Origin of the sequence: Botrimarina sp. (genome assembly GCF_040219535.1) — a bacterium.
Lineage (GTDB): Bacteria > Planctomycetota > Planctomycetia > Pirellulales > Lacipirellulaceae > Botrimarina.
This window is the reverse complement of sequence record NZ_JAVJSH010000035.1, coordinates 1-25339: the sequence shown is the minus strand read 5'-3', so window position 1 is coordinate 25339 and position 25339 is coordinate 1. Positions and strand designations below refer to the sequence as shown.

The following is a 25339-nucleotide window of genomic DNA, read 5'->3' as shown; positions in this document are numbered from 1 at the left end:
CCCGGTGAAGCACCAACCGAATCAGTGACTCGATTCGCCCGCCGACTCGGCGGCCGGTTCGCACGGCTCGACGGCCGTGACATGCAGCAGCGAGCAAATCTTGAACTCCGCGGGCACGCCGTCTTCCACGTCGATGCCCACAAGCAGCTGGCTCTTCGTCAGCAGGGCCATCTCTGGATGGCGGACCTCGTACTCCTTGCCACTCGACAGCGTCACCCGAAACGGCTTGAAGGGCCGCTCGGTCAGCAGTTCGTGAAACGTCTTGTAGCTGATCACTGACGTTCTCCCGGTTCTCAGCTGTTCAGCTGGATCGTCCGCACGATCGCGTCGAGGTCGTTGTCGACCTGCACGGCGCGGTTGGCGAACGTCGCGGTGCTGACGCCGCGGCTGCCCAGCACGCGGTTGAACTCGTTCTGGTCGCTAGAGTGGTACGCGACCGTCGCGGTGGGGTCCTTCAGCTGGTGACCGGTGAGCACGCACACGACCCGCTCGCCGCGGTCGATCACGCCCTCCTCGCGGAGCATCTTCGCGCCGGCCACGCTGGCGGCCGAGGCCGGCTCGCAGCCCAGCCCGTTGGCGGCCACGCGGGCCTTCGCGTCGAGGATCTGCTGGTCGGTCACCTCGCGCACCACGCCGTCCATGCACTCCAGCGCCCTGAGGCACTTCATCAGGTTCACGGGGCGGTTGATCTCGATCGCGCTGGCGATCGTGTCGGCGCGCTCGGAGGCCGCGTCGAGTTCGGCGTAGTAGCTGTCGACGATCTTCGTGTCCGGCTGGCCCTTGTTCCACCGCAGGCCGCGGTTCTCGTAGAGCTCGTACAGCGTGTCGGCGCCGGCCGCGTTGATGACCGCCAGCCGCGGCGTGCGGTCGATCAGGCCCAGCTTGTGCAGCTCGTGGAACGCCTTGCCGAAGGAGCTCGAGTTCCCCAGGTTGCCACCCGGCACGACGACCCAGTCCGGGACCTCCCAGCCGAGCGACTCAAGCACGCGGAGCATGATCGTCTTCTGCCCCTCGAGCCGGAACGGGTTCACGCTGTTCACCAGGTAGATGCCCAACTGCTGCGACACCTGGCGCACACGCATCATCGCGTCGTCGAAGTCGCCGGCGATCTGCACGGTGAGCGCGCCGTAGTCCAGCGCCTGCGACAGCTTGCCGTAGCTGATCTTGCCGGAGCCGATGAAGATCACGGCCTGCATCAGGCGGCTCATGCCGCAGTACAGCGCGAGCGAAGCGGAGGTGTTGCCGGTCGACGCGCACGCGGCACGCTTCGCGCCGATCAGGTGCGCGTGGGTGAACGCGGCGGTCATGCCGTTGTCCTTGAAGCTGCCCGACGGGTTCATCCCCTCGTACTGCAGCATCAGGCGGCCGGCGTCCATCCCCACGTAATCGCTCACCCCCGGCGACGGGTGCAGCGGCGTCTGGCCCTCGCCGATCGTGACGATCTTCTCGTCGGGGGCGAAGGGCAGCAGCTCGCGGAACCGCCACACGCCGGAGCGCTCCAGCGGCTCGTTCCGACGGGCCCACTTCGCCTCGAAGTCGCGGAGCGAGCGGGGCGCGGGCAGGCGGTCCCAGTCGTACGAGATGTCCAGCAGCGAGCCGCACGCGTCGCAGCTGGTGCGGACCTCGGCGATGTCGTACGTCGCGCCGCAGCCGGGCATGACGCACTGCTGGAACGCGGCGTCGGTCTTGGTCGCTTTGGCGGCGGCGTGAATAGCGGCGGCGGTCATCCGCGGGCTCCTGGCCGGGCGAGAGGGGGATTCGGAAGGACCTCGCGCAATCCTATCGCACGCGGAAAGCGGGGCGGCCCGACAATCCGCGCAATGCGTTTTTGTTCAACAACTTACGCAAAGTTTACTTCGGCCCGACCGCGTCCGCAACGTGACCCCCAATCCGCGCACCGGCGCGTCGCCCGTCGGCGAACCGCCCGGGTTCGGCGATCCGATAGACGCACAAGCCGACTCCTGCGTAAACTAGCGAGTCTATGCCGCCCTCACCGGGGCCGGCGGGCATCGGACGACCCGCCCGGCGGAGGGCCGCCCCCGTGATAGACGACCGCCGACCTAGCGAGAGGAACGGAGAAAGCCCGGATGAAGAAGGCAGACCTGCAGACCTACCGCGACCGCCTGCTTCAGCTCAGAGCCCGCCTGCAGGGCGACGTCAAAGCGTTGGCAGACGTGGCCCTGCACGAGGCGAACGGCAACGCGATGCCGATCCACATGGCCGAGCTAGGGAGCGAGAACTACGAGCAAGAGTTCACGCTCAGCCTGATGGAATCCGACGAGGGGGCGATCGCGTCGATCGACGACGCCCTCGCCCGGATCGAGCAGGGGACCTACGGCAAGTGCGCCGAGTGCGACGGCGTCATCCCCAAGACGCGGCTCAACGCGATCCCTTACGCCTCGATGTGCGTCGGCTGCGCGCAGAAACAGGAAGGCTGACGCCCCCGACCCACGAGACCCACGGAGCCGCCCGTGTCCAAGGGATTGGACCCCCGCCCCCCCGCCCGACGCGTCCCCGCGAGCCGCGGGGTGGCGTTCGCCGCCGTAGCGGCGGCCGGGCTCGCGGCGGACCTCGTGTCGAAGGCCATCGTGTTCGACTGGCCGGCCAAGCTGACCGGCGAGGTCGTCTACTGGTGGTGGCCCGGCTATGCCGGCATCCAGACGAGCCTCAACCAGGGGGCCCTCTTCGGGATCGGCCACGGCGCGGTGGGCGTGTTCGCCGCGGTGAGCGTGGTGGCGGCGATCGCGATCCCCGTTTGGCTCTTCTACGGCCGCGCGGCGCACGACTGGTGGCTCACGGTCACGCTCGCTCTGGTGATGGCCGGCGTGCTGGGCAACCTGTACGACCGGCTCGGCCTGCACGGCGAGGTCTGGCCGGACGGGCACCCGCTCGCCGGGCGGCAGGTCTACGCGGTCCGCGACTGGATCCTCTGGCAACTGAACGACCAGTGGCGGTGGCCCAACTTCAACCTGGCCGACGCGTTCCTCGTGGTCGGCGCCGGCACGCTGCTGGTCCGCGCGTGGCTCGAGCCGCACCCGGAAGCCGAGCGTGCGCCAGCCCAGCGGCCCGCAAGCGAACCGGCCGAGTCGGCTACTGCGTGACGGCGTCGTGGCCGTTGGAGCTGAAGCCGATCGGCGACCCATCGGACTTCAGCGATTGGGCCACCCGGAACCCCTCGTCGCGGAATCGTTGGCTGACTTCCGGAGCGGATTCGAAACTGTCCGCGTACACGATCAGCCGCACCACGTGCTCTTTCGGGTCGAGCAGTTCCAGCCGCGATCTCGTTTGGCCGGTCGGCGAGAACGCCTCCTCGAGCGACTCGCCCCGCAGCGGCACGACCTCGCGCAGCACCATCTGCGACAGGGTCACCTGGATGCCGACCCGGGGCCCGACCGCCTGCACGCTCCAGGCGATCTCGGCCTCGCCGCCGAAGCCCTCCAGCGGCCCGACCTTGTGCCGCGTGGTCACGGGCCGCGACGGGTTGGTGATCGTCGGCGGCTGCAGCTTGCTCTTCAGCTCGTTGGTGATCTCGTCGAGCGGCACGTAAACGAGCCGCTTCCCCTTGAGCCGGAACGACACCGTGTCGGTCGCGCGGCCGTCGACGATCGGCGTCGGCGAGATCTCGACGGTCTCGACCTCCGGTTCGGGCTCGACCGTCGCCAGGGCGATCCGCTGCGCTTCGAGCTCGTCCAGCCGGCGCCCCGCTTGCGCGAGGGCGGTGTGCACGTCGAGCTTTTCGCGGTCGCCTTCGCTCAGGGCGGCGCGGGCGTCGTCCAGTTCGGCGCGGAGCTTGGTCACGTACAACGCGCCGGCCTCGCGCACGTGCTCCCGGTTCTGCGCGTCGGTAGCGACCGAGCGGACCTGGCTCCGCAGGTCGCTCACGTCGCGCTCGTGCTCGCCGATCCGCCTCGCCAGCCGCTCGATCTCCGACTCGGTCTCGGCCAGGCGCTCGTTGGGCGACGCCGGGATCTCGACCCTCGGGGTGAACGCTTCGCGGCCCGCGCGCACGCCGACCACGACCACCAGCAACACCAAGATGCCGACGATGTTCGCGACGACGTCCAAGAACGAGTCGCCGCCGGGGATCTCTTCGCCGTCGTCAACGCCGCGTCGCATCGGGGCCTCCTAGGTTGACCGCCGCGCGGGCGTTGGCGTTCCGAGCGTTGAGCCCGGCGGCTTGCAGCAGCTCAACCAGCTCCGCCGCGCGGGCCGCGCCGTCGCGGCCGGAGCGGATCGAGAGCCTCGGGTCCCAGTACATGCCCGGGCCGGCTATGCCCCAGGACTCCGCGTGCTGCTCGAGCGACTCGAGCAGGTCGTTCAAGTGCGCGGGGGTGGGCCCGGGCATCGCGACCACCTTCACCGGCCGGTTGGTTTCGTCCGACAGCAAGACCACGCGCTCGCTCTCGACCAGCAGCTGAATCGGCCGGACCACCGGCACGCCGCTGCGGCCCGCCCGCCGCGTGCTCGCGCCGCCGCCGCCGCCCCCCTCCTGGGCCGCCGGGCCAGAACCCATTACGGCCGACACCGACGCCGGCGCCGAGCCCTCGCTCTGCTGCGCGGCGCTGGCGCTCATCGCCGAACCGCCCGAGCCGCCGGGGCTCTGGTTGTCGCCGCCGCCGGCGGGCCCCGCGGTCGCGGCGTCCGACGGCGCGGCCGAACCGACCGCCGTGGCGTCCGACGGCGCCGCCAAGCTTGGCGAGCCGGCCGCAACCACCTGGCCCGGATCGGGGGAATCGTTCGCTCCGCCGCCGAGGGCGTTGTCAGAGCCTTCGGCCGCGCCGGTCTCTTCGCCGGTCGGCGCGGGACCGGCGGCGCCCTCCGCGGCTGCGTAGGTCGCCACACCGCCTGGCAGGGGCCCGCCCTCGGGGTCCGGGCCGCCGGGGCCGACGGCCGCGTCGGGGGGCAAGCCGCCCGCCGGATCGCCGCCACCCAACACGGCGCCGACCGTCTGCGCCCCGCTCACGCGGAGGCCGCTGAACGGGTTGCTGGCGTTCGGGTCGGCCCGGCTGACCCGCAGGCCTGGCGCGCCGCCACCGGCGGAGTCGCCGCTGCCGCCGTAGCCGCCGATCTCTCTCGAATCGCCGCGGCCGAGCTGGTCCGCTGCCCGCATCGCCGTTGCGAGCTGCGGCGTGATCCGGCTCAACGCGGTTCGTTCCGACTGGGCGGTCGCGACCGCGTCGGTGACCCAGCGGTAGAGCACCGGGTTGGGGTCCCCGTACTCCATCGGCCAGTCGGCGCCGACCGGCTGGTAGCCGTAGTCGACGCCCGCCTCTTCCAGCGCGGCCCGCGTCATGTAGTAGGCGTTGATCCCGTCGGGCCGGACGATCAGCAGCGGGTAGGGCCGGCCCGCTTCGTTCGCGGCGCGGGCGTCGGGGTTCTCGCTGTAATAGCGCGCGACCGCCCGCTCCGCGGCGCCGACCGGGTTGCTGAACTGCGGGGCGATCAGGTCCTCCCACACCAGCCGCACCCCCTCCGGCTGCAGCACCACGCCCTCGGCGGTGCACTCGAAGTAGACCGGCGGGCGGACCGTGCCGGACGTCTTGTCGCGGAGCGGGACCACGGCGAATCGCCGCTCGCGACCGGCGGCCGCGTGCTTGTACTGATCGAGCTCGTCGACCGACTCGTTGATCAGGCGGTTGAGCCGCTCCAGCTCCTCGCGCGCGGCCTTCAGGTCCGCGCCGGCTTGCTGCTCGACCTTGAAGAGCTCTTGGGCCTCGGCTTGCAAGGCCTCGGCTTCCTCGCGCAAGCGGCGGACGTGGTCTTCCACGCCGGACAGCTTCTCTTGCTCCTCCTTCAGGCGCCGCTCCCCTTCGGCCTTGAGATCGGCCAGCCGCCGCTCGATCTGGCGGAGGCGCTCCAGCCGCTCTTGGGCCGCACCGAGAGACTCTGCCGACTCGGACTGACCGTCGGCCTCCGCCTGCGCGGCGACGCGGGCCTCGTCGGCCTCGGCGGTAGCTTGCTTGCGCGTGACCTCGGCGATCGCCACCAGCAGCACCACCAACGCTCCCATCGCGCACAGCAGCACGGCGAGGAACGGGAAGAGCGAGAACGCCGATTGCTCGCCGCGCTTCGGGCGCATCAGGCGGCCTTCTTGGGTGCGGCCTTGCTCGGGGCGGTCGCCGGGGCGCCGGCGGCGGGCTCGCGGCCGACGCGGGCGCTGAGCAACTGGATCGCGGCGGAGAGGCTCATGAGCGTCTCCTCGAAGTTGTGCGTGCGGCCGAGCGTCGACAGGTTCCGGTTCAGGGCCTCTTCCAGGCGGGCGACTTGGCCGGTCGACTCGACGACGCGCGTGAGCACCTCGCCTTGGCGGACCAGCTCCTTCTGTTGGTCGAGCGTCGCGGTGGCGCCGGCCACGAGGGCTTGCTGCATCTCGCGCACGACCTCTTCGCTGCGGCGGATGAGCTTCTCTTGCCGGTCGGCGGCCACGACCATCGCCTCGCCGAGCGCGGCCTCGACCTCGCCCAGGTGGCGGCGGTTCTCGCTGGCCAGTTCGTGCTCGGCGGCGGTGAGGGTCTCGCCGTGTTTCTCGAGGGCTTCGACGAGCAGCTCCGCCATCCGCTCGAGGCCGTCGCGCAGGTTGCCGAGCAGCCCGTCCGCGCCGGTCACGATCCGCTCGGTCTCGCGCTGGGTGGTGGTGCGGATCGCGTCGGCGTGCTCCGCGTGCAGCTTGGAGAGCATCGCGAACTGATCGCGGATCGCGGCGCCCACCTGGCTCTGCTGGCCGCGCAGGCCCTCGGCCAATTGCGCGAGCTGCTTCTCGACGCCGTTGGTCAGTCCGGTCGCGTGGTCGCGGAGGCCGTCGCGGAGGCCGTTGGACAGCGTGGTCGTCAGCAGCTCGCCCACGCCGGCCGTGGCCTCGCGCCACTTCGCGTTGGTCTCGTCGATCGCGTCGCGCCAGGAGTCGACCTGGGTCGCCGTGAGGCGGTCGATCGCGCCGACCACCTGCTCGCACATCCGGCGCACCGCGGCCACGTTCGGGTCGTGTTGAGAACCGTACTGCTGGAACCGCCCGATCAGCTGCCGCGCGGCGGCGCGATCGATCTCGTTGAGCAGACGCTCCTCGACCTGCTCGACACCGAACATCGCGAACCACAGCACCAGCATCAGCCCCATGGCTTGGGTCGTGGTGATGAACGCCACGGCCAGCGCGGGGATCATCTTGTTGAGCGAGTCTTCGAGCTGGTCGGCCGCTAGCGAGAGCGTGCCGAGGGCCATCGTGATGCCAACCACCGTGCCCAGCATGCCCACGATCGGCAGCACCGCCCGCACCAGCCGCGGCAACGCGTAGGCGGTCGCCGCGCGGTCGCGGTCGGCCTCGGCCAGCCGCGCGAGCTGCTCGTCGAGCGTGTCGGCCGATCCGGAGTCGCGGATGTACTCCAGCGCCTCGCGGAGCCGGGCCACGAGCCGCGACCGCCGCACCGGCGCGCGCAGCGCGTCCAGGCGCGACAGCAGGGCCGCCGCGTCGGTAGCCGGGACCGGCGCGGCGGGCGCCGGGCCGAGCGGCTCTAGGCGGGTCGCGCCGAACTGCCCCGCCAGGCCCACCAGGCGCATCACGAGCGACGCCGAGCCGACGAAGAACAGCAGCGTCGCCACGTACTCGATCGGGTGCGACGCGAAGTACTCCTGCATCGTTTTGCCCGGCAGCAAGCCGGTCTGCAACGACGCGTAGAACGCGAGCGTCGCGAGCCCGCCCCACAACAAGGGCAGCCGGAGCAGCCAATTTGCTAGCACGTTGATCGGCGCCATCGGATTCCTTTCCGGTTGGGCTCAGCAGACGTTGGGGCGCGTGTATAGCTCTTGCCCGCCGGGCTGTGGAGCCCGCTCTATCGGCTTTGTCGGCGCCACCGGCGCAACCGGCTTAATCAATCCGGCCAAGCCCGCTTATTCCAGCCGGTTGCGGGGGGCGCCGGATGCCCCGGATCGGGGGCTCGGCCGGGCGGCGCCGGAACTGCCTGCTGGCGTGACGACCGCCCCGGCGTGACGGCCATCTAGTTGCCCAACTTACGCGTTCGGGCCTACGATAGGTGGGGCGGTCCCGCCCCCCAGGCGGGCCCCCGCAACCGGAACAGGCGAACAGAGGACACTAGGTGGCACTTTCATTCCACGGCGCACTGGCGCCCTACGGCGGACTGGCCCGACTCGGCGGACTGGTTTGCGTCGCTGGGCTAGCGATGCTGCTCGCTCCCGGTGCGGCCGACGCGCTGGTGATCAAGAGCTTCGATCCCTACGAGCCGGGCCAGGTCAACCCGAACCCGGACCTCATCAACACCGACCCGCCGGGCAACGGGCTCGACTTCGCGAACCTGGCGACGAACCGGTCGGGGATCTACCTCGGCGACCATTGGTTCCTCACCGCTTGGCACGCGCAGCCCGGTGGGAGCACGCCGACCGGCAATGTGCAACTCGCCGGCAGCAGCTTCCCGGTGATCGCCCAGAGCGCGGTCCGGATCGCCAACAGCGGCGGCGGGCTCGACGCGTCGTCCGACCTGCTGATGTACCGGATCGGTCTCGATGCGGCGGGCAACTCGCCCGAGGACCTCGACTCGGGCATCCAGTCGATCGTCATCGCCGATCAGCTAGCGTCCACCGGCACGACGCTCACGATGTTCGGCCGCGGCGCCGCCCGGCGACAGAACGAAGACAACACCCAGACCGGCACGTACCAGTTCAGCTCGAGCGGCGCGATCCTGGAGAGCGGCACGGGCGCCTACGAGGGCTTCCTCACCAGCTCCTCCGGCAACGTCTGGCAGTGGGGCGAGAACCGCCGCTACGGCGGAACGCGCACCTTCAGCGCAGGCCCGCTGGTGAACGACACCCGCGGCTTCGTCGTCCGCTTTGATGAGTTCGGCCTGGAGCACGAGGCCCAGGCGGCCAGCGGCGATTCGGGCGGACCGGTCTTCTGGCAGGACGGCGGCCAGTGGGTGCTCGCGGGGCTGCACCACGTGGTGTTCTCGGCGAGCAGCACGTCGAGCAGCGTCAACCTGCAAACCGCGTTCAACGCCCAGACGGGCATTTCGGACCTCTCGAACTCGTTCTACCGCAGCCAGATCCAAGGGCTGCGCGACCAGACCGAGTACTCGCTGCTCGGTGACATCGACCTCGACGGCGCCGTGACCGGCGAGATCGTCGGCGGCGTGGCCACGGGCGACCTCGCCGCGATGGCCGCCAACTGGATGCACTCCGCGCCCGAGGGGGACCTCAAGACCTGGGTCCGCGGCGACATCAATCAAGACGGCATCACCGACCTGGACGACTTCGTGCTGCTACGCGACGCGCTCGGCGGCGCGATCGAAACGGCTGATTTCGCGGCCGTGGTTTCGGCCTATTCCGCCGCGACGCCAGAACCCTCGGCGGCGGCGCTCTTGCTGACCGCCGCCGCGGCGGCCGCCGCACGCCGGCGCCGCTGAACGGCCGGGTTGGCGCCCGGGCGGGGCACTTGCGGCGGGGCACTTGCGGCGGAGACTCGGCAGCGGGGATACTCCCACGCTTTTCGCCCCCAGGGCGAGTCCCGCCCCCCGCGAGCCTGCGATGCCCTCGGACCACGCGAAACGGCGCCAGAAGCTGCAGAAGCTGCTGTCGCGCGAGAAGCTCGACGCGCTGCTGGTCACGAGCTTCACGAACGTCACCTACCTGACCGGCTTCACCGGCGACGACAGCTACCTCATCGTCACGCCCGACGACGCCGTGCTGGTCACCGACCCGCGGTACACCGAGCAGCTCGAGGGGGAGTGCCCCGACCTAGCGCTGCACGTGCGCGACCCCGGCGTGAAGATGACGCCGGCCACCGCCGAGGCGCTCCGCGGCGTGGGCGCCGAGCGCGTCGGCTTCGAGGAAGACTCGCTCACGGTCGGCTCGCTCAACCGGCTGACCGAAGAGCTGAAGGGCGTCGACCTCGTCGGGGTGTCGTCGGCCGTCGAGTCGCTGCGGCTCGTTAAGGACCGCTCCGAGATCGCCGCCATCCGCCACGCGGCGGAGCTGGCCCGGCGGGCCTTCGACGTGGTCCGCGCCGCGTGGACCCCGGGGGCCGCCGAGCGCGACCTCGCGCGGGAGCTGGAGTATCAGGCGCGTCGTTTTGGCGGCGCGAGGCTGAGCTTCGCGGCGATCGTCGCCGCGGGGCCGAGGTCCGCCCTGCCCCACGCCACCCCGACCAGCGCCAAGGTCGGCGACCACGACTTCACGCTGATCGACTGGGGCGTGTTCGCGCCGCTGTACGCGAGCGACCTGACGCGGATGGTGCTGCACGGCGCTCCGTCGAAGAAGTTCGAGAGGGTCTACAACACGGTCCTCGAAGCCCAGCTGGCCGGCATCGAAGCGATCCGCCCCGGCGCCGTTTGCCAGGACGTCGACCGGGCGGCACGCGACGTGATCGAGAAGGCCGGCTACGGCAAAAAGTTCGGCCACGGCCTCGGGCACGGCTTGGGCCTGGAGGTCCACGAGGGCCCGCGGCTGGGCCGCAACCAAGAGACCGAGCTGCGGCCGGGGATGGTGGTGACCGTCGAGCCGGGCGTCTACCTGCCCGGCTGGGGCGGCGTGCGGATCGAGGACGACGTGCTCGTCACGAAGTCGGGCCACGAGCTGCTGAGCGACGTTCCGAAGCGGCTCGAGGACTGCCGGATCTAGCGTGCCCGCGGCAGCCGTCACGCGGCGCGGGAGTCTAGGAACGCGTCGACGCCGTCGAGGATCATCTGCACGGAGATCACGATCAGGAAGATCCCCATCAGGCGCTCCAGGGCCACCGCGCCGCGGCGCCGGAGGAGGCTCATCAGAAACGGCGCCAGCGCCAGGATCAGCGTCGTCGCGCCGACCGACAGCGCGATGGCGGCGGCCACCACGCCGGGCGGTTGCCTCTCTGCGAAGAGGATCACCATCGAGATCGCGCTGGGGCCGGCGATGAAGGGCATCGCGATCGGCACGATCAGCGGCGACGGGTTCGGGTCCTCGTCGGTGATCCGCTTCGCCGGGAAGACCATCCCGACGGCGATCAGGAACAGCACGATCCCGCCGGCCAGGCTCAGCGCGGGCTCGGTCAGACCGAGCTGGTCGAGCAGCGTCCGACCCACCAGCGCAAAGACCGCCAGCAGCACGCCCGCGATCGCCCCCTCGCGCACGATCACGCCGACGCGGGCCGGCGGGGGAAGGCGCGACAACAGGTTGTTCACAACGACCATGTTCCCGAACGGGTCCATGATCAGCACGAGCAGCAACGCGATCGACAGCACGCCGCTCGGGCCGTTGTCGCTGACAGCGGCGATGGCGAGCGGCGCGGGGCTCACTCGCCGAACTCCTCGATGTAGTCCGCCATCGCCGCCTCGACGACTTGCAGCGCGTGGTCCCGGTGGTAGGCATCGGCGATCTTCACCGGCACGGCCTCCTCGGGCGTGAGCGCTTTGTAGATGCTGAAGTAGTGGCGCAAGCGGTCGACGAGCACCTTGGGGAGCTCCTCGATGTCGGTCACGCCGGACCACATCGCGTCGTTCTCTAGCACGGCGATGATCTTGTCGTCGGCCTCGCCGCGGTCGAGCATCGGCAGGCCGCCCACGACCCGCGCGTTGACGATCGTCTCCGGGTTGGTGATCGGCCGCTCGCTGATCACGCAGATGTCCAGCGGGTCGCCGTCGCCCTCGTTGGCCTCGGGCATCAGGGCCTTCACCCGCTTGCCGCAGAACGTGCGGGGGATAAAGCCGTACAGCGTCGGCGCGAAGGCCGACGTGCGGTTCGGGCGGTCGACACGCAGGTAGCCGGTCTTTTTGTCCAGCTCGTACTTGACCCGGTCGAACGGCGTCAGCTCGATGTACGCGTGCACCACCGTGGGCGGGCTGGGACCGAGGTCCAGCCCGTGCCACGGGTGCGGGCGCCAGCGGTAGAAGGGCTGCGGGAAGCTCATTGGGGCGGTTTCCTCAATCCGATCTGGCCTTGGGCGAAGCCCCGACTGCGGCCTCGTAGCTGTCGAGATAGCCGCCGAGTAACTCGTCGACTTCATTGGCGAGGTCGCCCGCCTCGGCGTAGCGGCCCGCCTCGATTTGCTTGACGATCTCACCCGCGAGCGACGCCAAATTGCGGAGCGAGTCTCCCTGCACCACCACCCCGGGAAGTTTACGCTCCGGGAGCTGGACCACGGGGGCGTTGGTCGCGGCAGACAGTCGCTTGATCTGCGGCTCTTCGATCATCGCGGCGGCCTCCTCCCTTTGGGGGTGAACGTGACGTGGGGGAGCGACCGGTCAAGGGAGTCCCGGAAAACGTCGATGCCGGTCTCGCCGCGCGTGGGGTGGAGCTCTCCGCCGGCCACGCCCCGGGGCAACTCCCGCCGGGCCTTCTGACGCAAGCGGCTCGCCGATCCGGTCTCGCCCAACAGGTAGTCGTAGTCCGATTCGGCCCGCGCCGTGCCGGCGGCTCGGCTTCCGACCACGTGCACGACGACTTGGTTGGCGTCCGCGAACTCGTGGATTGGCGCCGCGTCGGCGGGCGTCAAGCCTAGCCGCCCGGAATCCCCGGAGTCCATGGCAGATCCACCGCTCAACCCACGAGGTCTTCCTCGTTCACGTAGGTCTCGAGGAACCGGGTCAGCTTGTGGAAGTCGCTCTCTTGGTCGATGTAGCGCACCACGGTGACCAGGGTTTCCGGGTCGACGAGGTCTTCGAACGGCACGTAGAGCAGCTGCAGCTGACCCTCGACCGAGACCATCACGCCGTTGAGCTTGTTCTCAACCAGGGCCCGGTACGCGCCCACGCCGAGCTGGCTGCCGAGCATCACGTCGAACGCGTGCGGCTGCGTGCAGCGGGCCTCGTAGCCGAGCTGCACCGGCTTCACCTGCCGTTTCTTGCCGGTCTGCTTCTCGTAGGCCTTCTCGATCAGCTTGGCGAACAGCGTGTACAGGCTGATGTCGCTGATCTTGATGTGGCCGTGGTCGTCGCGCGGCACACCCTCCAGGTGCGCGTAGGGCAGCAGCTCGGCGAGGCCCTCGGCGATCACCACGATGCCGTAGCCTTTGCCCTCGCGCTCGCGGGTGGTCATCGTGAGCACGATGCGGCGGATCACCTCCTCGAGGTTCATCACCTCGCGGGTGTGGGTCTCGCCGGTGCTGGGGTCGGTGAACTCCTCGGTTGTGCGGTACTTGCCGGCGATGTCCTCGACGCTGATGACGAGGCTCGCCTCGCCGGCGATCGCCACGCCGTACGCGAGCCAGCCGGCCGAGCGGCCCATCGACTCGACCAGGAAGTAGTTGTTGTTCGCCTCGGCGTCGGCCAGCAGGTTGCGGACCTCCTTGGCGAGGAAGTCGACCGCGGTGAAGTAACCGAACGTGAAGTCGATGCCCCGGTAGTCGTTGTCGATCGTCTTGGGCAGGTGGACCACCGGGATCTTCTTCGAACCCTCCGGCAAGCGGTCCTGGTACATCTTGAACTTGTTGGCCGTCTTGAGCGTGTCGTCGCCGCCGATCGAGATCAACGCGTCGACGCCGATCGAACGCAGCCCCTCGTACACGTTCTTCAGCGGCCGCGAGCGCTCGGGGTCTTCCAGGTGCGACGGGTGCGAGACCAGCTTCCCCGGGTTGGCCCGCGCGGTGCCGATCATGATGCCTTGCCGGTTGCGGGTGCGGCTGAGCATCTGGTGGTCGATCATCACGTAGTCCGCCCCCTCGACCAGCGGCGTGCCCTCTTGGTAGTCGATCAGGCTCGAGTAGCCGTGCTTCACGCCGACCACCTCGATGTCGTTCCGCAGGAACGACACGGCCGCCGCCGAGATCACCGCGTTGGCCGCCGGCGCGGGGCCGCCGGCGAACAGGATCGCCACCCGCTTCAGGGGCGACTCGTGCTTGGTCGGGCGGGCGAGGCTGCTCTTGCTCATGACACGCTTTGGGAGGGGAACCGGAGGCGGGACAGCGGGCGGGGCTCGGCGATCGGTTCGACGGACCGCCGGCGCCGCAGAGTCTAACCTCGCCGCCGAGCGGCGTTAAGTAGCCGCGCGGCCAGCGAACAGCGGCCTTGGCCCAGCGTTTGCAAGCGTAGCCCGTAGCAGTTCTTGCCTCTTCTCAAGGCCAGCCCACCGAGGGACCCTCCCATGCCCGACGCTTGGAGCGACAAAGACGAACGCCAGTACGAGCACATCCGCGACAGCCAGCTCGACCGCGGCTCGAGCCGCGAAGAGGCCGAGGAGGTCGCCGCCCGCACGGTCAACAAGCACCGCCGCGAGCGCGGCGACACGCCTAACAAGACGACCCAAGGGACCGGCAACCCGAACAAGCCGCTCGGCGAGCGGTCCAAAGACGAGCTGTACAACCGAGCCAAAGAGCTGGGCGTCGAGGGCCGCAGCAAGATGAGCAAGGACGAGCTCGTCCAGGCGATCCGCAAGCGGGAGTGAACGCGTCGCCCCGCCCCCGAGGCGCCGCAGCGGCGCCTACGCCTTCTCGCCGGTGAAGGTCCGCTCGACGAACGTGGTGTCGATCCGGGCCTCGCTGAACGCGGTGTGGCTGAGGATCTCTTGGTGCAGTGGGATCGTGGTCTTGATCCCGTCGACCTTCAGCTCCCGCAGCGCGCGGAGCATGCAAGCGATCGCTTCGGCGCGGGTCGGCTGGTGCACGAGCAGCTTGCCGATCATCGAGTCGTAGTACGGCGGCACCACGTAGCCCGAGTGCGCGTGCGACTCGAAGCGCACGCCGAAGCCCCCCGGCACGATCAGCCGCTCGATCCGCCCCGGCGAGGGCTGGAAGTTCCGCGCCGGGTCCTCGGCGTTGATGCGGCACTCGATCGCGTGGCCGCGGCGCGGGATGTCGTCCTGCGTGAGCCACAGCTCCTCGCCCGAAGCGACGCGCAGCTGCGCCTTGATGAGGTCGACGCCCGAGATCAACTCGCTGACCGGGTGCTCGACCTGGATCCGCGCGTTGACCTCGATGAAGTAGTAGTTGCCCTCGCCGTCGACGATGAACTCGACGGTGGCCGCGTTGTGGTAGTCCGACGCGAGGATCATCTTCACGGCCGACTGGCACATCGCCAGGCGGGTCGCTTCCGACACGTTCGGGCTGGGCGACTCCTCGATCAGCTTCTGGTGCCGCCGCTGCGTCGAGCAGTCGCGTTCCCACAGGTGCACCGCGTTGCCGTGCTTGTCGGCGAGGACCTGCACCTCCACGTGCCGCGGGTGCTCGACGTACTTCTCGAGGTAGACCGCCCCGTTGCCGAAGGCCGCCTCGGCCTCGACCTGCGCCTGCTGCAGCGCCGACTTCAGCGACAGGTCGTTCGACGCGACCCGCATGCCGCGGCCGCCGCCGCCGGCGGTGGCCTTGATCAGCACCGGGTAGCCGACCTCGTGGGCGAAGCGGAGGGCCTCGGACTCGTCGGTGATCACCCCCTCGCTGCCGGGCACGACCGGCACGCCCGCCTCGCGGGCGATCGCGCGGGCCGTGTTCTTGTCGCCCAGCTTGGCCATCGCCTCGGGCGAGGGGCCGATGAAATCGATCTGGCAGTTGCGGCAGATCTCGTTGAAGTGGGCGTTCTCGCTGAGGAAGCCGTACCCGGGGTGGATCGCCTCGACGTCGCCGACCTCGGCGGCGGCGATCACGTTGGCGATCTTCAGGTAGCTGTCACTCGCCCGCGCAGGGCCGATGCAGTAGGCCTCGTCGGCCAGTGTCAGGTAGTTCGCCCCGCGGTCCCCCTCGCTGAACACGGCGACCGTCTCGACGCCCAGTTCGCGGCAGGCGCGGATCACCCGCAGCGCTATTTCACCGCGGTTCGCGATCAGGATGCGTCGGTACATGGGGGGTGGGGGGGAGGGCTGGCGGCGTCGGGCGGAGCCGGAGGGAGCGATCGAGCCGCCGATGGCTACGGGGCTTCGTGCCGTGGAGTTGGGGGGATGCCCGCTCGGGCGTTTGGCGACAACCGGCTCAACCTACGCTGACTTGCTGAACACCGAGTGGAGCCTCGCGGCCTTCCAAAGAGAGTCGCGCCGGCGACGACAGGCCTCTCCGAGGCGCCGTCGCCGCTCACTCGAGCCGGAACAGCGGCTGGCCGAACTCGACCGCCGCGCCGTTCTCGACCAGCACCGCCGCGACCTTGCCGCTCTTCTCCGCGGGGATCTCGTTGAACACCTTCATCGCTTCGATGATGCAGACCGGCGTGTCGGGGCCGACCTGGTCGCCGACCTTCACGAACGGCGCCGTGTCGGGGCTGCTCGACGTGTAGAACGTGCCGACCATCGGGCTGTTGATCGTCGTCGCGGCGGCGGCCGGCGCGGCGCTCGGCGCAGGGGAGCTGGGCGCGGCTGGGGGAGCGGCCGGCGCCTGGGGCGGCGCGGCGGCCGGCGCCGCCGCCATCGGCGGCGCGTCCGGGCCCCGCCGCAGCCGGATCCGCTGCTCGCCCTGCCGGAGGTCGATCTCCGACAGGTCGTGGTCGTTCATCAGTTCGACCAACCGCCGCACCTTGCGGACGTCGAACACCTCCGAAGGCGTGGGGGCGCCGCTGTCCGCCTGCCCGCCTGTGCTTTGCGTGGCGTCGTTCTCCACCGGGGAAGCCTCGTGATCGCGAAAGGGGTTGGAGCTAGGCCGCGGCTCGTGCGGCCCGCCGTGCGACTGGAAGTCGACGAGCCGCCCCGCGGGAGGCTCTTCCGAGCGGCGTAGTCTACCCAGCTCCTCAACGGCTCACTAGGCCGACGCGCAAGCGCGCGTCCGATTCGGCGGCACTTTCCACCCGACGCGACGCGCGCGGCGGCTCGTCAGGCAGCGCCGAGAAAGCGGCGACCGCGTCAGGTGACCCGTCAGGCCCCGTCAGGCCCCGTCAGGCCCCGGCCCCGTCAGGCGCCGAGGTCGGCGACCGCGTACCCTTGGCGGGCGTCCCGCTTGAAGTGAGCCTGCGCCGCCGTGTTGTCGACGAACTGCTCGGTCTGGGGATCGACCTCGAGCCACGGGCCGAGGGTCAACTGGGCCGACGAGTCGATGTCGACCTGGTTGGCCCGCAGGTGGCCCGCCATGCGTTCGAACGCGTCGGAGAACAGCGGATCGGCGGCCAGCTCGTCGGCGATCACCTCGGCGGTCGCCTTCTCACCGACCAGGTGCGAGACGCCGCCCGTGTGGCACAGCGAGCTGGACAGGTGGCCCTCTTGGACCTCGCCGTTGAGGATCGAGCGGTCGTTCTGCTGGATCGCCTCGACCCAGTTGGCGAAGTGGTCGCCGCCGCCGCTCCACTCCTTGACGACCTTGCCCGACCGATCGAACGCCGTCACCGACGAGTAGCTCGGGATCACCAGGTGGCCCCCCTCGCACTGGACGATCACGCCGATGCCCGACCCGCGGTAGCGGTCCATCGAGCGACCCCACTGCTTCTGGCCTTCCTTGCTGCGGGGCAAGCCGCGCGTCTCGAACAGGAGCGGCGCCGCCTCGTAGTCGTGGTACACGACCTGGGTGTTGGGCGTGTTGCCGGCGTCGTCGTAACCGAGGCGGCCTCCCACGCTCCGCGACCGCGGCGCCAGGCGGTCCTCGCCGAGGAACCAGCGGGCGATGTCCATCTGGTGGATGCCCTGGTTGCCCATGTCGCCGTTGCCGGTGTTCCAGTCCCAGTGCCAATCGTAGTGCAGCTGGGGCCGGTACAGGTCTTCCTTGGCGGCCGGGCCGCACCAGAGGTCGTAGTCGACCGCCTTGGAAATCGACAGCGGCTTGTCGAGCTCGCCGATCGGCGGACGCGGCTTGTAGCACGTGCCGGTCGCGTACTGGATCGACCCCAGTTCCCCGGAGTGCAGCCACTTGACCGCTTGCTGCAGGCTCGGGCTGGAGCGCGACTGGGTGCCGCACTGCACGATCCGGTCGTGCTTCCGCGCGGCGGCCACCAGCTGGCGGCCCTCCCACGTGTTGTGCGAGATCGGCTTCTCGACGTACACGTGCTTGCCCGCCTGCATCGCTTCGACGCCGATCCAGCAGTGCGTGTGGTTGGGAGTGGCGATCGCGACGCCGTCGATGTCGGCCTTGTCGAGCATCTCCCGGAAGTCGACGTACTTCTGTGCGTCGACGCCGCGTTCTTCCAGGTGCTTCTGGTGCTGCTCGTCGAGCACGTCGCGGTCGGCGTCGCACAACGCGACGACCCGCTTGCCGAGCCCCGCTAAGTGCGACTTGCCGCGGCCACGCAAGCCGACGACCGCGATACGCAAGTCGTTCTTTTCTGCGGCCGCCCAAACCGGCGCGGCGCCCATAGCGGCCCAACCGGCGGCCGCCGAGGCGGCCAAGAAGTCGCGACGATCGAGGGGCATGACAAGACCTTCAAAACGGGATGAGTTGTACGGATCGATAAGCCGCTCGCCCGCCCGCCGGGCGTGCTACGCCGCGGCATTCTACAGCGGCGCGAGGTCCCGTGGGGCTGGGCCTACGGCAACGCGGGGTCGGTCGATGCGGCGAACCGCTCGAACCAACGGCCCGCGTCGGCGGCCGATGCGGCGCCGTCCACCAGCACCAGGCGGTACCGCAGCCGCAGGCGATCGCCGGGCTCTAGCGTAACCTCCCCTTGCGTGGATTCGCCAGCGGGGAAGTCCTTCGCCCCGAACGGGTTGGCCGCGAACAGCCCGTAAGTCCGAACGTGCCAGCGGCAAACCGGGCGGAACGAATCGGGGTGGCTCATGATGACCAGGCCGCCGGTCGGGGCGTCGGCGCCGGGGCGGAGCGGTCCTTGGTAGAGGACCCACTCGGCCGGCTGGCCCCAGGCCGCCTCGTCGGTCTGGCCGACGCTGTTCTGGATCGCCCCGCCCAGTCGGGCGTCGACCTTCATCGGCCCGGGCACGCGGACCGCGAACGAGCCCTCCTTGGTGTCGCCCAGCGTGACCGCATCGGCTGCCGGCTCGAGTTCGACAGCGAAGTCGATCCAGCGGTGCGGCGTCGGCGAGTCGTCCTCGGCCGCGAAGACGAGCGTCCGCCTATCCCGCAGGAGCGTCCTCCCCCCGGCGCGCCAGGCGTTGCGGGTTTCGATCACCACACGGCCGCCGACCTCTTCGCTGCGGAGCCCTTCCACCTGGTCGATCCGCGGCGCGTCGGCCGGGGCGTCGGGCCGGACGTTCCAGAAGTCGATGCCGTTGACCGCCCCGTGCGTGAACCACAGCGACTGATGGTGCGGGTGGTCCTTCTGCTCCTTCGGGCCCGCCGGGCCGAGCGGGAAGCTGCGGGTCATCGGCAGGCCCGCCGCATTGTACAGCGGCCACACCACCGGTTGCCGGGCGATGTCGGTCCGGTAGTCAGCAAACGGCCCGTCGCCAACGGTCACACGCATGCCGCCTGAAATCGATTCGAGCGCGACGCGGCTGGTGGGCTCGGCGGATTCCGCCGAGAGCGCCGCGAACCGCCCCGGCAGCGTGCAGCACGAGGCCGGGGCCTCGGCTTTGTCTTGCGTGCCGCGCTCGACATCGACCGTCGGCGCCGCGAGCCCTGGCGCGGCGGCCAGGAGTGTGCCGAAGGCCGTGAAAATGGCGAGTCGCGCGGCGGCCGGCGTGCTTTGGGCTGGGGTTCGCATCGCCGTAATATACGCGACCGCTCGGGATTAGGCGCTAGAGCACGCCCTTGGTGCTGGCCGGGCCGGTCAGCCGCGGATCGGGCTCGACCGCGTCCCGCAGCGCCCGAGCGATCGCCTTGAACGCCCCCTCGGCGACGTGGTGCGTGTTGCGTCCGTGGTGGAGGACCACGTGCAGGTTCGCGGCGGCGTTCACCGCGACCGACTGCCAGAAGTGCTCGATCAGCTCGCTGTCGAACTGGCCGACCTTCGCGCTGGGCATCGGGCACCGCCACTCGAACGCGTACCGCCCCCCGAGGTCGACCGCCGCGGTGACGAGCGTCTCGTCCATGGGGAGGGTCATCGCGCCGTAGCGGCGGATGCCGGACTTGTCGCCGAGGGCCTTGGCCAGCGCGTGGCCGAACACGATGCCCACGTCCTCGACCGTGTGGTGGTCGTCCACGTGCAGGTCGCCCTCGGCTTTCACCCGCAGGTCGATCGACGCGTGCTTCGCCAGCAGCTCGAGCATGTGGTCGAAGAACCCCACGCCCGTCGACAGGTCGGCGTCGCCGAGGCCGTCGAGGTCGAGCTCGACGCGGACGTCGGTCTCACGGGTCTGGCGGTGCAGCTTGGCCGTTCGGGACATCGGCGTCGCGGGCTAGCGGGCTGGTCGGGCGGGGCCTGGCGGGCGGGGCCGGGCGATCCCCTGCTCAACGATACCCGATCGGGCCGGCCGGTTCGCCGCTGCTGCCGGGGCGAATGCCGCGGAGCGGCGGTCGCGTCGTGCCGCTTGTAGGGCCCGCGGGGGCTGCCCGGCCGGTCGGCCGAAAATATCCAAGCAACGCCGGCGCCCCCAGACCGGGTCACGCCCAGTCGAGGCCGGTCTCCCTGCGGATCCGCTCCTCAAACTCGCCGAGCAGGCCGCCGATGACTTCCCAGCCCTCCGGGCGGCGGACCTCGATGTCGCCCTCGCGGTTCACCCGGACGATCGTCCGGTCGTCGACCCCCGCGGCGCGGAGGTCGTCGTGGTGCAGCTCGTCCTCGACGAGGAGTTTGTCGAGCGTCTTGCCGGTCATCTCGATGAAGGCCATCGCCTGGGCTCCGTTGGTGGTGCGCATCAACCTACGGTGGCCCCGACCACCCGCCAAGCCGCCCCGGCCGGCTTGGCCTCGCACGACTCACGTCGTGGGCTCGCTGTCCCCTCATCCCTCATCCCTCGCCTTCACTGCCTCGACGATCCGCGGCCACTGCCGGTCGAGCGGCGCCTCGTGCCCGCTGGCGTCGAGCACGACGAGCCGCTTCTGCTCGGCGCCCAGGCGCTGGTAGTAAGCGGCCGCCGCCGGCGTGTCGACGATGCGGTCTTCGGCGGCCACGAGCATCGTGACCGGTGTGGTGAGCTGCTCCGCGTCGGCCAGGTTGCGGTCGAGCAGCTCGAACAACGCGTCGATCACCTCGCGCGACGCGAACGGCAGGCGGCCCGGCCAGTCGGTCCGGCCCGGCACGCGGCAGTCCATCGGGAACGGCGCCACCAGCACGCGGCTGAAGACCAGCAGGCCCTCGGCGATCTCGTGCCACGCGCGGGTCGGCAGCAGCGGGCTCCGCGCGCCCGACACCGCGATGGCCGGCGCCACAAGCACCGCCCAATCGGCCGCCGCCGGGTGGTCGATCACCGTGCGGATCGTGACCGCTCCGCCGAGCGAGTGGCCCACCACGCCGACCCGCTCGTGCTCGTGCCGCAGAGCGGCCAGCTCCGCGGCGACCGCCGCTACCCACTGGTCGGCGTCGCGCTCTTGCCAAAGCGATTGCGGCTCGGCGAACCCCGGCAGCCGCATCACCCTGACGTGAAAGCCCTCGTCGGCCAATTCCGGAGCGATCAGGTCCCAGTGCCGCGGCGACGCGTTGAACCCGTGCACCAGCAGCACCGCGCCGCGGCTCGAGGCGCCGTCGGCCGGCGGCAGCGTGTAGGCCTCGCAACCGACGAGCACCCCGTCGTCGGTCAGCCGCTGCTCCGACACCCAAGCTTGGTACGACCAGGCGATGTAGGCCGCGTGCACCCCGTCGGCCACGACCCACACCACCGCGACCGCCGTTAAGCCGCCGACGACCCAAGCGGTCCGCCGTTTCCAACCCGCGCGGGCCATCGCCTCCTCCGAAGTCGCCCCGGACTAGCGGCTACCCGCATTCCTTTTGGAACAAACAAACACCCACACGCAACGGCCGTGATTGTAACGAAACCTGTCACGAAACCCCCTCCCATTCCCTTCCCGGTAACGACTTACGGTTTCATTACACCGGGTCGAGTGCGACGGCGTTGACCGCCGCCAGCGCGGGCTGGAACGCGCCGCATCGGGACCGAGGGGCGGGCGAACCCGTCAATTATCGCCGATCGATGAGCCCCCGATCGGGCAATCGGCCAAGCCGGCGTTGGTTGGCGCGCTGGCGCGGGGTCGCCACGGGCGGCGCTTTTCGGTGGGCGGGTGGCGAGCGCGCTCCGCGAAGCGGAAGCCCTCGGGCGGGGACCATCCGGGCCGGCGCCGCGGCCGGCCGCTTCAGCCCCGGTCGCCGCGCAGCGACTCTTCGCCGAGCCGCTGGCGCAAGGCCTCAAGCTGCCTGTGCTGCTCTGCAGACGCTTCGGCTAATTTGGCGTAGGCCACCGGCGGGGTCAGGTCGCCGGGCTGCAGCTTGTCGCGCAAGACCCACAGCGCCCGCTTGCCGAGCACGGCCAGGCTGAGGCTCTCGACCGCTTGGAACTCTCCGAACTTGCCCCGCACGCCGGGCCCCAACTTCAGTTGGCTAGCCACGCCCGACACCCACCCCGCTGCCTGCTTGGTCAGTGGCTTGCCGGCGTCGAGCAACTCGATGATCCCTTCGAGGATCGATGCTTCTTCGGCGACCTGCGTGTGTATCCGGCAGACACAGTCGCGGACCTCCTCGTCGGAGGTCTGCTCGACGAGCGACTCCATCAGCTCCAACGCGCCGGCCGAGGCGCCCTTGTGGTCGTTCAGGTAGGTGTGCAGGTTCTGCATCGGAGGCCTCCGCGGCGGTGGACGATCGGCGTCGCGCGGCGGAGTGGAATGCAACGCTCGTGCCGCAGCAGCGGCGCCCCGACAAGCCGACACCCCCTCAACCGAACCCCCTTTTGACGGCCGACATGCTCATCCGATGGTTGCTGTGGGTAGACTGCCTGGGGGCGGCGCTGGCCGGCGTTCTTGTCGTCGCGCTAGCCGAATGGCTCGGCCGCTTGGAGGGGCTCCCGCCGCGGGTGTTGCTGCTGACCGGCGCGGCGAATTTGTTGTACGGGTCGTACTCGTTCTCGCTCGCCGTGCGGACGCGGCGGCCGCTGCGCGGCGTCGAGCGCCTGGCGATCGCCAACATGGCGTGGCCGGCGGTGTGCGTCGCTCTGTTGACGGCCTACGCCGAGACAGCGACTCCCTTCGCTTATGCCCACCTCGGCGGTGAGGCCGTGTATGTCGCCGGCCTGGGCCTGCTCGAATGGACCTACCGCCACCGGCTCGCGGCGGTCGATCAGCCGCACGCCGCCCCGGCGTGAGCCTCCGCGCCGCCCGGCCAGGTCGGGTCTCCCGTCCCCCGGGCTCCCGCCTGTCAAAACATCGGCGGCCGGCCCATTTGGCGGCGCCACTCCGACAGGTGGCCCAGGTGCATGCCCGCGTGGGTCGTGAGGATGTGGGCGAGCAGGTCGCCCTGGGTGGGCAGCGCCGCGGCGAGCAAGCCGATTGGGTTGGGCTCGGTGAGCGTGGCCAGGTCGACGCGCCCTAGCGCGTCGCAAACGGCCGCGTGCGTGGTGCGGAGCTGCTCGAGCAGCTCGTCCTTGCCCGGCGCCGGCGCGAGGTCGGGCACGGGCTGGCTGCCGGGGCCGAAGCTCTCCAGCCAGCCACCGGGCAGCGCGGCCTCGCCGCCGAGCATGCGGAGGGCCATCGAGTTGACAACCGCCAGGTGCCCGAGCTGCCAGCCGGGCGGGTTCCCGCCGCCGGGGAGCTGCCGCCAGAGCTCTTCCTCGGCGACGTCGGCCATCAGGCTCTCGCACGCAGAGAGCGTGAAGCGGTAGAGCCGCAGCAGTTGGTCGTTCACTCTTGGCAAACTCCAGAAGTGGAGGGAAACAACGCGGTTTACGGCGATCGGGGAGCGACTCTCGGTCTGTCCCGGGGCCTTGTGGTCAGCGTCGTGCGGCGAGGATCCGGAAGCTCCAATGCCCGCCACGCCCCCCCGATATAACCCAACTATCGCAATTACCCTTAAATTCCTTGCTTTACCAGCCGAGCCAGCGCATAAGGAGAGCTGCTGGTGGTTTCCCGCAAGGACCGGGCCCCGCCGGCGACCCCCCCCTCCTCCTTGCTCGCATGGACGTTAGCGGCCTAACAGCAGCACAGCAATGAACGCGAACAAGTCTCTTCCGGCGTTGGTTACGGCCTGTCTGCTGATCGGCGCGAGTAGCGCGCCGGCCGCGATCGAGGTCTCGTGGGACGTGTCGAGCACGAGCGTCGTCAACGCCTCGAAGCCGGGCAACCCGCCCACGCCGGCCCCGCACGGCCTGTGGACGAACAACTTCATCAACGGCAGCGGCTACCAGAACTACTTCGACATCCAGGCGGGCACGAAGTTGGTGCAGAACCTCACGGCCGGGACGGCCACGCTGATCGGCACCGCGGTCAACCTCGACGGGCTGTCGGCAACGATCGATCTGGTCCTCTCGGGTTTCGCCGACACGATCAGCCCCAGCGACTACAAGGCGGGCGGCGGCCCCTACGACGGCGCCACGCAGGACTTCTACAGCACGGTCACCGGCACGATCACGATCGGCAACCCGTTCGGCCCGGTCGACATCCTCTCGGTCGCCGGCACGACCTACTTCCAACTCGGGCCCGGCGCGAACGACAAAGACCTGCAGTTCGGCGCGTCGACCTGGGTGATCCCCGAGGACCCCGCCGACAGCACCAAGAAACTCAACCACTGGGACCTGAACCTGGCGCTAACACGCACGCGGATCCCGCCCTCGTCGTTCGAGCCGGTTCCGGAGCCGGCCGGTCTGCTCGTGTGGTCGTTGCTGACCACCGCGGGCGCCGCTTTCGCTCGCCCGCGGGCGAAGCGCTAGGCGCGGGCCGGGTCCCTTCGCCCGCGCTCCGCAGAGCGGAAGACCTCGGGGAAGACCCTCCCGGCCAAGCGGGTAGCCCCGACAGCCGCGAGCGAGCGGCTGTGATTGCGTCATCGCGACGCCCGACCGGTCGTCGCGGCCGCGTAGCGGCAAGTGGCCGGCCGGTTGGACCCTCGGCCACCGAGTCGCCCTGCGCGATCGCCGTCTGTCGCGCTGCGACCCCGACAGGCCTCCGAACGGCCCGGCGACGGCTGGCGACGGGGTGTGCAGGACGGTCGGGGCTACCCTCAGATTGCCCGCGAATTACGCGAATCGACGCGAATCAGAAGCGGCGTCGGCGCCGAACGTTTCGAAGTGGAACCTGGCGGCCGACTGCGCGTCGGCGAGGGCCGCGTCGCTCGTGTCGCCCTGCCCGACCACGACGCCCCAGAGGCCGAGCGGGTAGGCGACGAAGCCGTCGGCGCGTTGTTCGATGATGAACTTGAGGTGGGTCATGGCAGGGCGTTAAGCACGGCCTGACCTACATAACCTAAAGATTGGGAAGCGAGGCTACGCCAAAGGTCAATCTGCTCAAATCACGCGCCTCTGATTGACGAGATTATTCGTCGGACGTCGGCCAGCTCCGCGATAAGCCTATTCTTTCGGTACTTGTTTACCGCCCGTCATCCCACGAGCGTTAGCGGGGTGACGGTGCGTCGGGCGTTGGCGAGCCAGCCGACCGGGTCGATCGCTTGTTGGGCGAGGGTGACCAGCACGGTGGCGAGGGTCGCCTGGGCGGCGGCGC

The 25339-nt window shown here is 70.1% G+C and carries 27 protein-coding genes; 7 read left to right on the top strand and 20 right to left on the bottom strand.

Going from position 1 to position 25339, the window contains the following annotated elements; genetic code table 11:
- Nucleotides 1-21: 21 nt before the first annotated feature.
- On the bottom strand, nucleotides 22-276 hold the full coding sequence (locus tag RIC11_RS19345) for a hypothetical protein (protein WP_350214039.1): 255 nt from the start codon (nucleotides 274-276) through the stop codon (nucleotides 22-24).
- Nucleotides 277-293: 17 nt separating this feature from the next.
- Nucleotides 294-1727: a threonine synthase gene (thrC, locus tag RIC11_RS19340; protein ID WP_350214038.1), complete on the bottom strand. Its 1434-nt coding sequence runs from the start codon at nucleotides 1725-1727 to the stop codon at nucleotides 294-296.
- A gap of 360 nt (nucleotides 1728-2087) precedes the next feature.
- Between thrC and RIC11_RS19335 the strand changes: the two genes are divergently transcribed.
- On the top strand, nucleotides 2088-2438 hold the full coding sequence (locus RIC11_RS19335; RefSeq protein ID WP_350214037.1) for a TraR/DksA family transcriptional regulator: 351 nt from the start codon (nucleotides 2088-2090) through the stop codon (nucleotides 2436-2438).
- Nucleotides 2439-2471: 33 nt separating this feature from the next.
- Entirely contained in the window at nucleotides 2472-3101 is a 630-nt protein-coding gene (locus tag RIC11_RS19330; protein ID WP_350214036.1) for a signal peptidase II, read from the top strand.
- Here the strand turns inward: RIC11_RS19330 and RIC11_RS19325 are convergent.
- Genes RIC11_RS19325 through RIC11_RS19315 form a run of 3 tightly spaced genes read right to left on the bottom strand, consistent with a single transcriptional unit; the run spans nucleotide 3091 to nucleotide 7746 of the window.
- Nucleotides 3091-4116, bottom strand: coding sequence for a hypothetical protein (locus RIC11_RS19325; protein WP_350214035.1), 1026 nt, complete (start codon nucleotides 4114-4116; stop codon nucleotides 3091-3093). The two genes, RIC11_RS19330 and RIC11_RS19325, sit on opposite strands and share 11 nt — an antisense overlap.
- Nucleotides 4100-6079: a hypothetical protein gene (locus RIC11_RS19320; protein ID WP_350214034.1), complete on the bottom strand. Its 1980-nt coding sequence runs from the start codon at nucleotides 6077-6079 to the stop codon at nucleotides 4100-4102. Before RIC11_RS19320 ends, RIC11_RS19325 begins: the two co-directional genes overlap by 17 nt.
- Entirely contained in the window at nucleotides 6079-7746 is a 1668-nt protein-coding gene (locus tag RIC11_RS19315; RefSeq protein ID WP_350214033.1) for a MotA/TolQ/ExbB proton channel family protein, read from the bottom strand. Before RIC11_RS19315 ends, RIC11_RS19320 begins: the two co-directional genes overlap by 1 nt.
- Before the next feature lie 341 nt (nucleotides 7747-8087).
- On the opposite strand from RIC11_RS19315, the gene RIC11_RS19310 reads away from it, so the two are divergent.
- A complete protein-coding gene (locus RIC11_RS19310; protein ID WP_350214032.1) occupies nucleotides 8088-9407 on the top strand; it encodes a PEP-CTERM sorting domain-containing protein in 1320 nt (439 codons plus the stop codon).
- Nucleotides 9408-9528: 121 nt separating this feature from the next.
- Nucleotides 9529-10620 (top strand): M24 family metallopeptidase, encoded by a 1092-nt coding sequence (locus RIC11_RS19305; protein WP_350214031.1) that lies wholly within the window; start codon nucleotides 9529-9531, stop codon nucleotides 10618-10620.
- Nucleotides 10621-10637: 17 nt separating this feature from the next.
- On the opposite strand, the gene RIC11_RS19300 is transcribed toward RIC11_RS19305, so the two are convergent.
- The 5 genes from RIC11_RS19300 to RIC11_RS19280 are packed head-to-tail and all read right to left on the bottom strand — an operon-like array spanning nucleotide 10638 to nucleotide 13842.
- Nucleotides 10638-11273 carry a MarC family protein gene (locus RIC11_RS19300; RefSeq protein ID WP_350214030.1) on the bottom strand — a complete coding sequence of 212 codons (636 nt, stop codon included), beginning with the start codon at nucleotides 11271-11273 and terminating at the stop codon, nucleotides 10638-10640.
- Nucleotides 11270-11884, bottom strand: a complete 615-nt coding sequence (locus tag RIC11_RS19295; protein WP_350214029.1) for an inorganic pyrophosphatase — start codon at nucleotides 11882-11884, stop codon at nucleotides 11270-11272. Before RIC11_RS19295 ends, RIC11_RS19300 begins: the two co-directional genes overlap by 4 nt.
- Before the next feature lie 13 nt (nucleotides 11885-11897).
- The gene (locus RIC11_RS19290; protein WP_350214028.1) at nucleotides 11898-12167 is read right to left on the bottom strand and encodes a DUF6959 family protein; all 270 of its coding nucleotides are present in this window, start codon (nucleotides 12165-12167) and stop codon (nucleotides 11898-11900) included.
- On the bottom strand, nucleotides 12164-12469 hold the full coding sequence (locus tag RIC11_RS19285) for a nucleotidyltransferase domain-containing protein (protein WP_350214027.1): 306 nt from the start codon (nucleotides 12467-12469) through the stop codon (nucleotides 12164-12166). The genes RIC11_RS19290 and RIC11_RS19285 overlap by 4 nt, the downstream gene beginning before the upstream one ends.
- Nucleotides 12470-12513: 44 nt before the next feature.
- Complete coding sequence (locus tag RIC11_RS19280) at nucleotides 12514-13842, bottom strand: 6-phosphofructokinase (RefSeq protein ID WP_350214025.1); 1329 nt, start codon at nucleotides 13840-13842, stop codon at nucleotides 12514-12516.
- A gap of 213 nt (nucleotides 13843-14055) precedes the next feature.
- Here RIC11_RS19280 and RIC11_RS19275 point away from each other — a divergent pair, with 213 nt between their 5' ends.
- Nucleotides 14056-14355: a Rho termination factor N-terminal domain-containing protein gene (locus tag RIC11_RS19275; RefSeq protein WP_350214024.1), complete on the top strand. Its 300-nt coding sequence runs from the start codon at nucleotides 14056-14058 to the stop codon at nucleotides 14353-14355.
- A 36-nt stretch (nucleotides 14356-14391) separates the two neighbouring features.
- Here the strand turns inward: RIC11_RS19275 and accC are convergent, their stop codons facing one another.
- The 8 genes from accC to RIC11_RS19235 all read right to left on the bottom strand — a co-directional run bounded on the left by accC (nucleotide 14392) and on the right by RIC11_RS19235 (nucleotide 22471).
- Nucleotides 14392-15744 (bottom strand): acetyl-CoA carboxylase biotin carboxylase subunit, encoded by a 1353-nt coding sequence (accC, locus tag RIC11_RS19270; protein ID WP_350214023.1) that lies wholly within the window; start codon nucleotides 15742-15744, stop codon nucleotides 14392-14394.
- 226 nt (nucleotides 15745-15970) lie between these two features.
- Nucleotides 15971-16489: an acetyl-CoA carboxylase biotin carboxyl carrier protein gene (accB, locus tag RIC11_RS19265; RefSeq protein WP_350214021.1), complete on the bottom strand. Its 519-nt coding sequence runs from the start codon at nucleotides 16487-16489 to the stop codon at nucleotides 15971-15973.
- 287 nt (nucleotides 16490-16776) lie between these two features.
- Nucleotides 16777-18222, bottom strand: coding sequence for a Gfo/Idh/MocA family protein (locus RIC11_RS19260; protein ID WP_350214019.1), 1446 nt, complete (start codon nucleotides 18220-18222; stop codon nucleotides 16777-16779).
- Between the two features lie 113 nt (nucleotides 18223-18335).
- Nucleotides 18336-19469 (bottom strand): DUF6807 domain-containing protein, encoded by a 1134-nt coding sequence (locus tag RIC11_RS19255; RefSeq protein WP_350214017.1) that lies wholly within the window; start codon nucleotides 19467-19469, stop codon nucleotides 18336-18338.
- 34 nt (nucleotides 19470-19503) lie between these two features.
- Complete coding sequence (hisB, locus tag RIC11_RS19250; protein WP_350214015.1) at nucleotides 19504-20091, bottom strand: imidazoleglycerol-phosphate dehydratase HisB; 588 nt, start codon at nucleotides 20089-20091, stop codon at nucleotides 19504-19506.
- 217 nt (nucleotides 20092-20308) lie between these two features.
- Entirely contained in the window at nucleotides 20309-20563 is a 255-nt protein-coding gene (locus RIC11_RS19245; protein WP_350214014.1) for a hypothetical protein, read from the bottom strand.
- Nucleotides 20564-20647: 84 nt separating this feature from the next.
- The gene (locus RIC11_RS19240; protein ID WP_350214012.1) at nucleotides 20648-21586 is read right to left on the bottom strand and encodes an alpha/beta hydrolase; all 939 of its coding nucleotides are present in this window, start codon (nucleotides 21584-21586) and stop codon (nucleotides 20648-20650) included.
- Nucleotides 21587-21994: 408 nt separating this feature from the next.
- Complete coding sequence (locus RIC11_RS19235) at nucleotides 21995-22471, bottom strand: hypothetical protein (RefSeq protein ID WP_350214010.1); 477 nt, start codon at nucleotides 22469-22471, stop codon at nucleotides 21995-21997.
- A gap of 125 nt (nucleotides 22472-22596) precedes the next feature.
- Between RIC11_RS19235 and RIC11_RS19230 the strand changes: the two genes are divergently transcribed.
- Complete coding sequence (locus RIC11_RS19230; RefSeq protein ID WP_350214008.1) at nucleotides 22597-22995, top strand: hypothetical protein; 399 nt, start codon at nucleotides 22597-22599, stop codon at nucleotides 22993-22995.
- Between the two features lie 53 nt (nucleotides 22996-23048).
- Here the strand turns inward: RIC11_RS19230 and RIC11_RS19225 are convergent, their stop codons facing one another.
- The gene (locus RIC11_RS19225; RefSeq protein ID WP_350214006.1) at nucleotides 23049-23534 is read right to left on the bottom strand and encodes a DinB family protein; all 486 of its coding nucleotides are present in this window, start codon (nucleotides 23532-23534) and stop codon (nucleotides 23049-23051) included.
- Nucleotides 23535-23835: 301 nt separating this feature from the next.
- Here RIC11_RS19225 and RIC11_RS19220 point away from each other — a divergent pair, with 301 nt between their 5' ends.
- Nucleotides 23836-24555 (top strand): SP85-like N-terminal domain-containing protein, encoded by a 720-nt coding sequence (locus tag RIC11_RS19220; RefSeq protein WP_350214005.1) that lies wholly within the window; start codon nucleotides 23836-23838, stop codon nucleotides 24553-24555.
- A gap of 303 nt (nucleotides 24556-24858) precedes the next feature.
- Here the strand turns inward: RIC11_RS19220 and RIC11_RS19215 are convergent, their stop codons facing one another.
- Nucleotides 24859-25050, bottom strand: a complete 192-nt coding sequence (locus RIC11_RS19215) for a hypothetical protein (protein ID WP_350214003.1) — start codon at nucleotides 25048-25050, stop codon at nucleotides 24859-24861.
- Nucleotides 25051-25339: the final 289 nt, after the last annotated feature.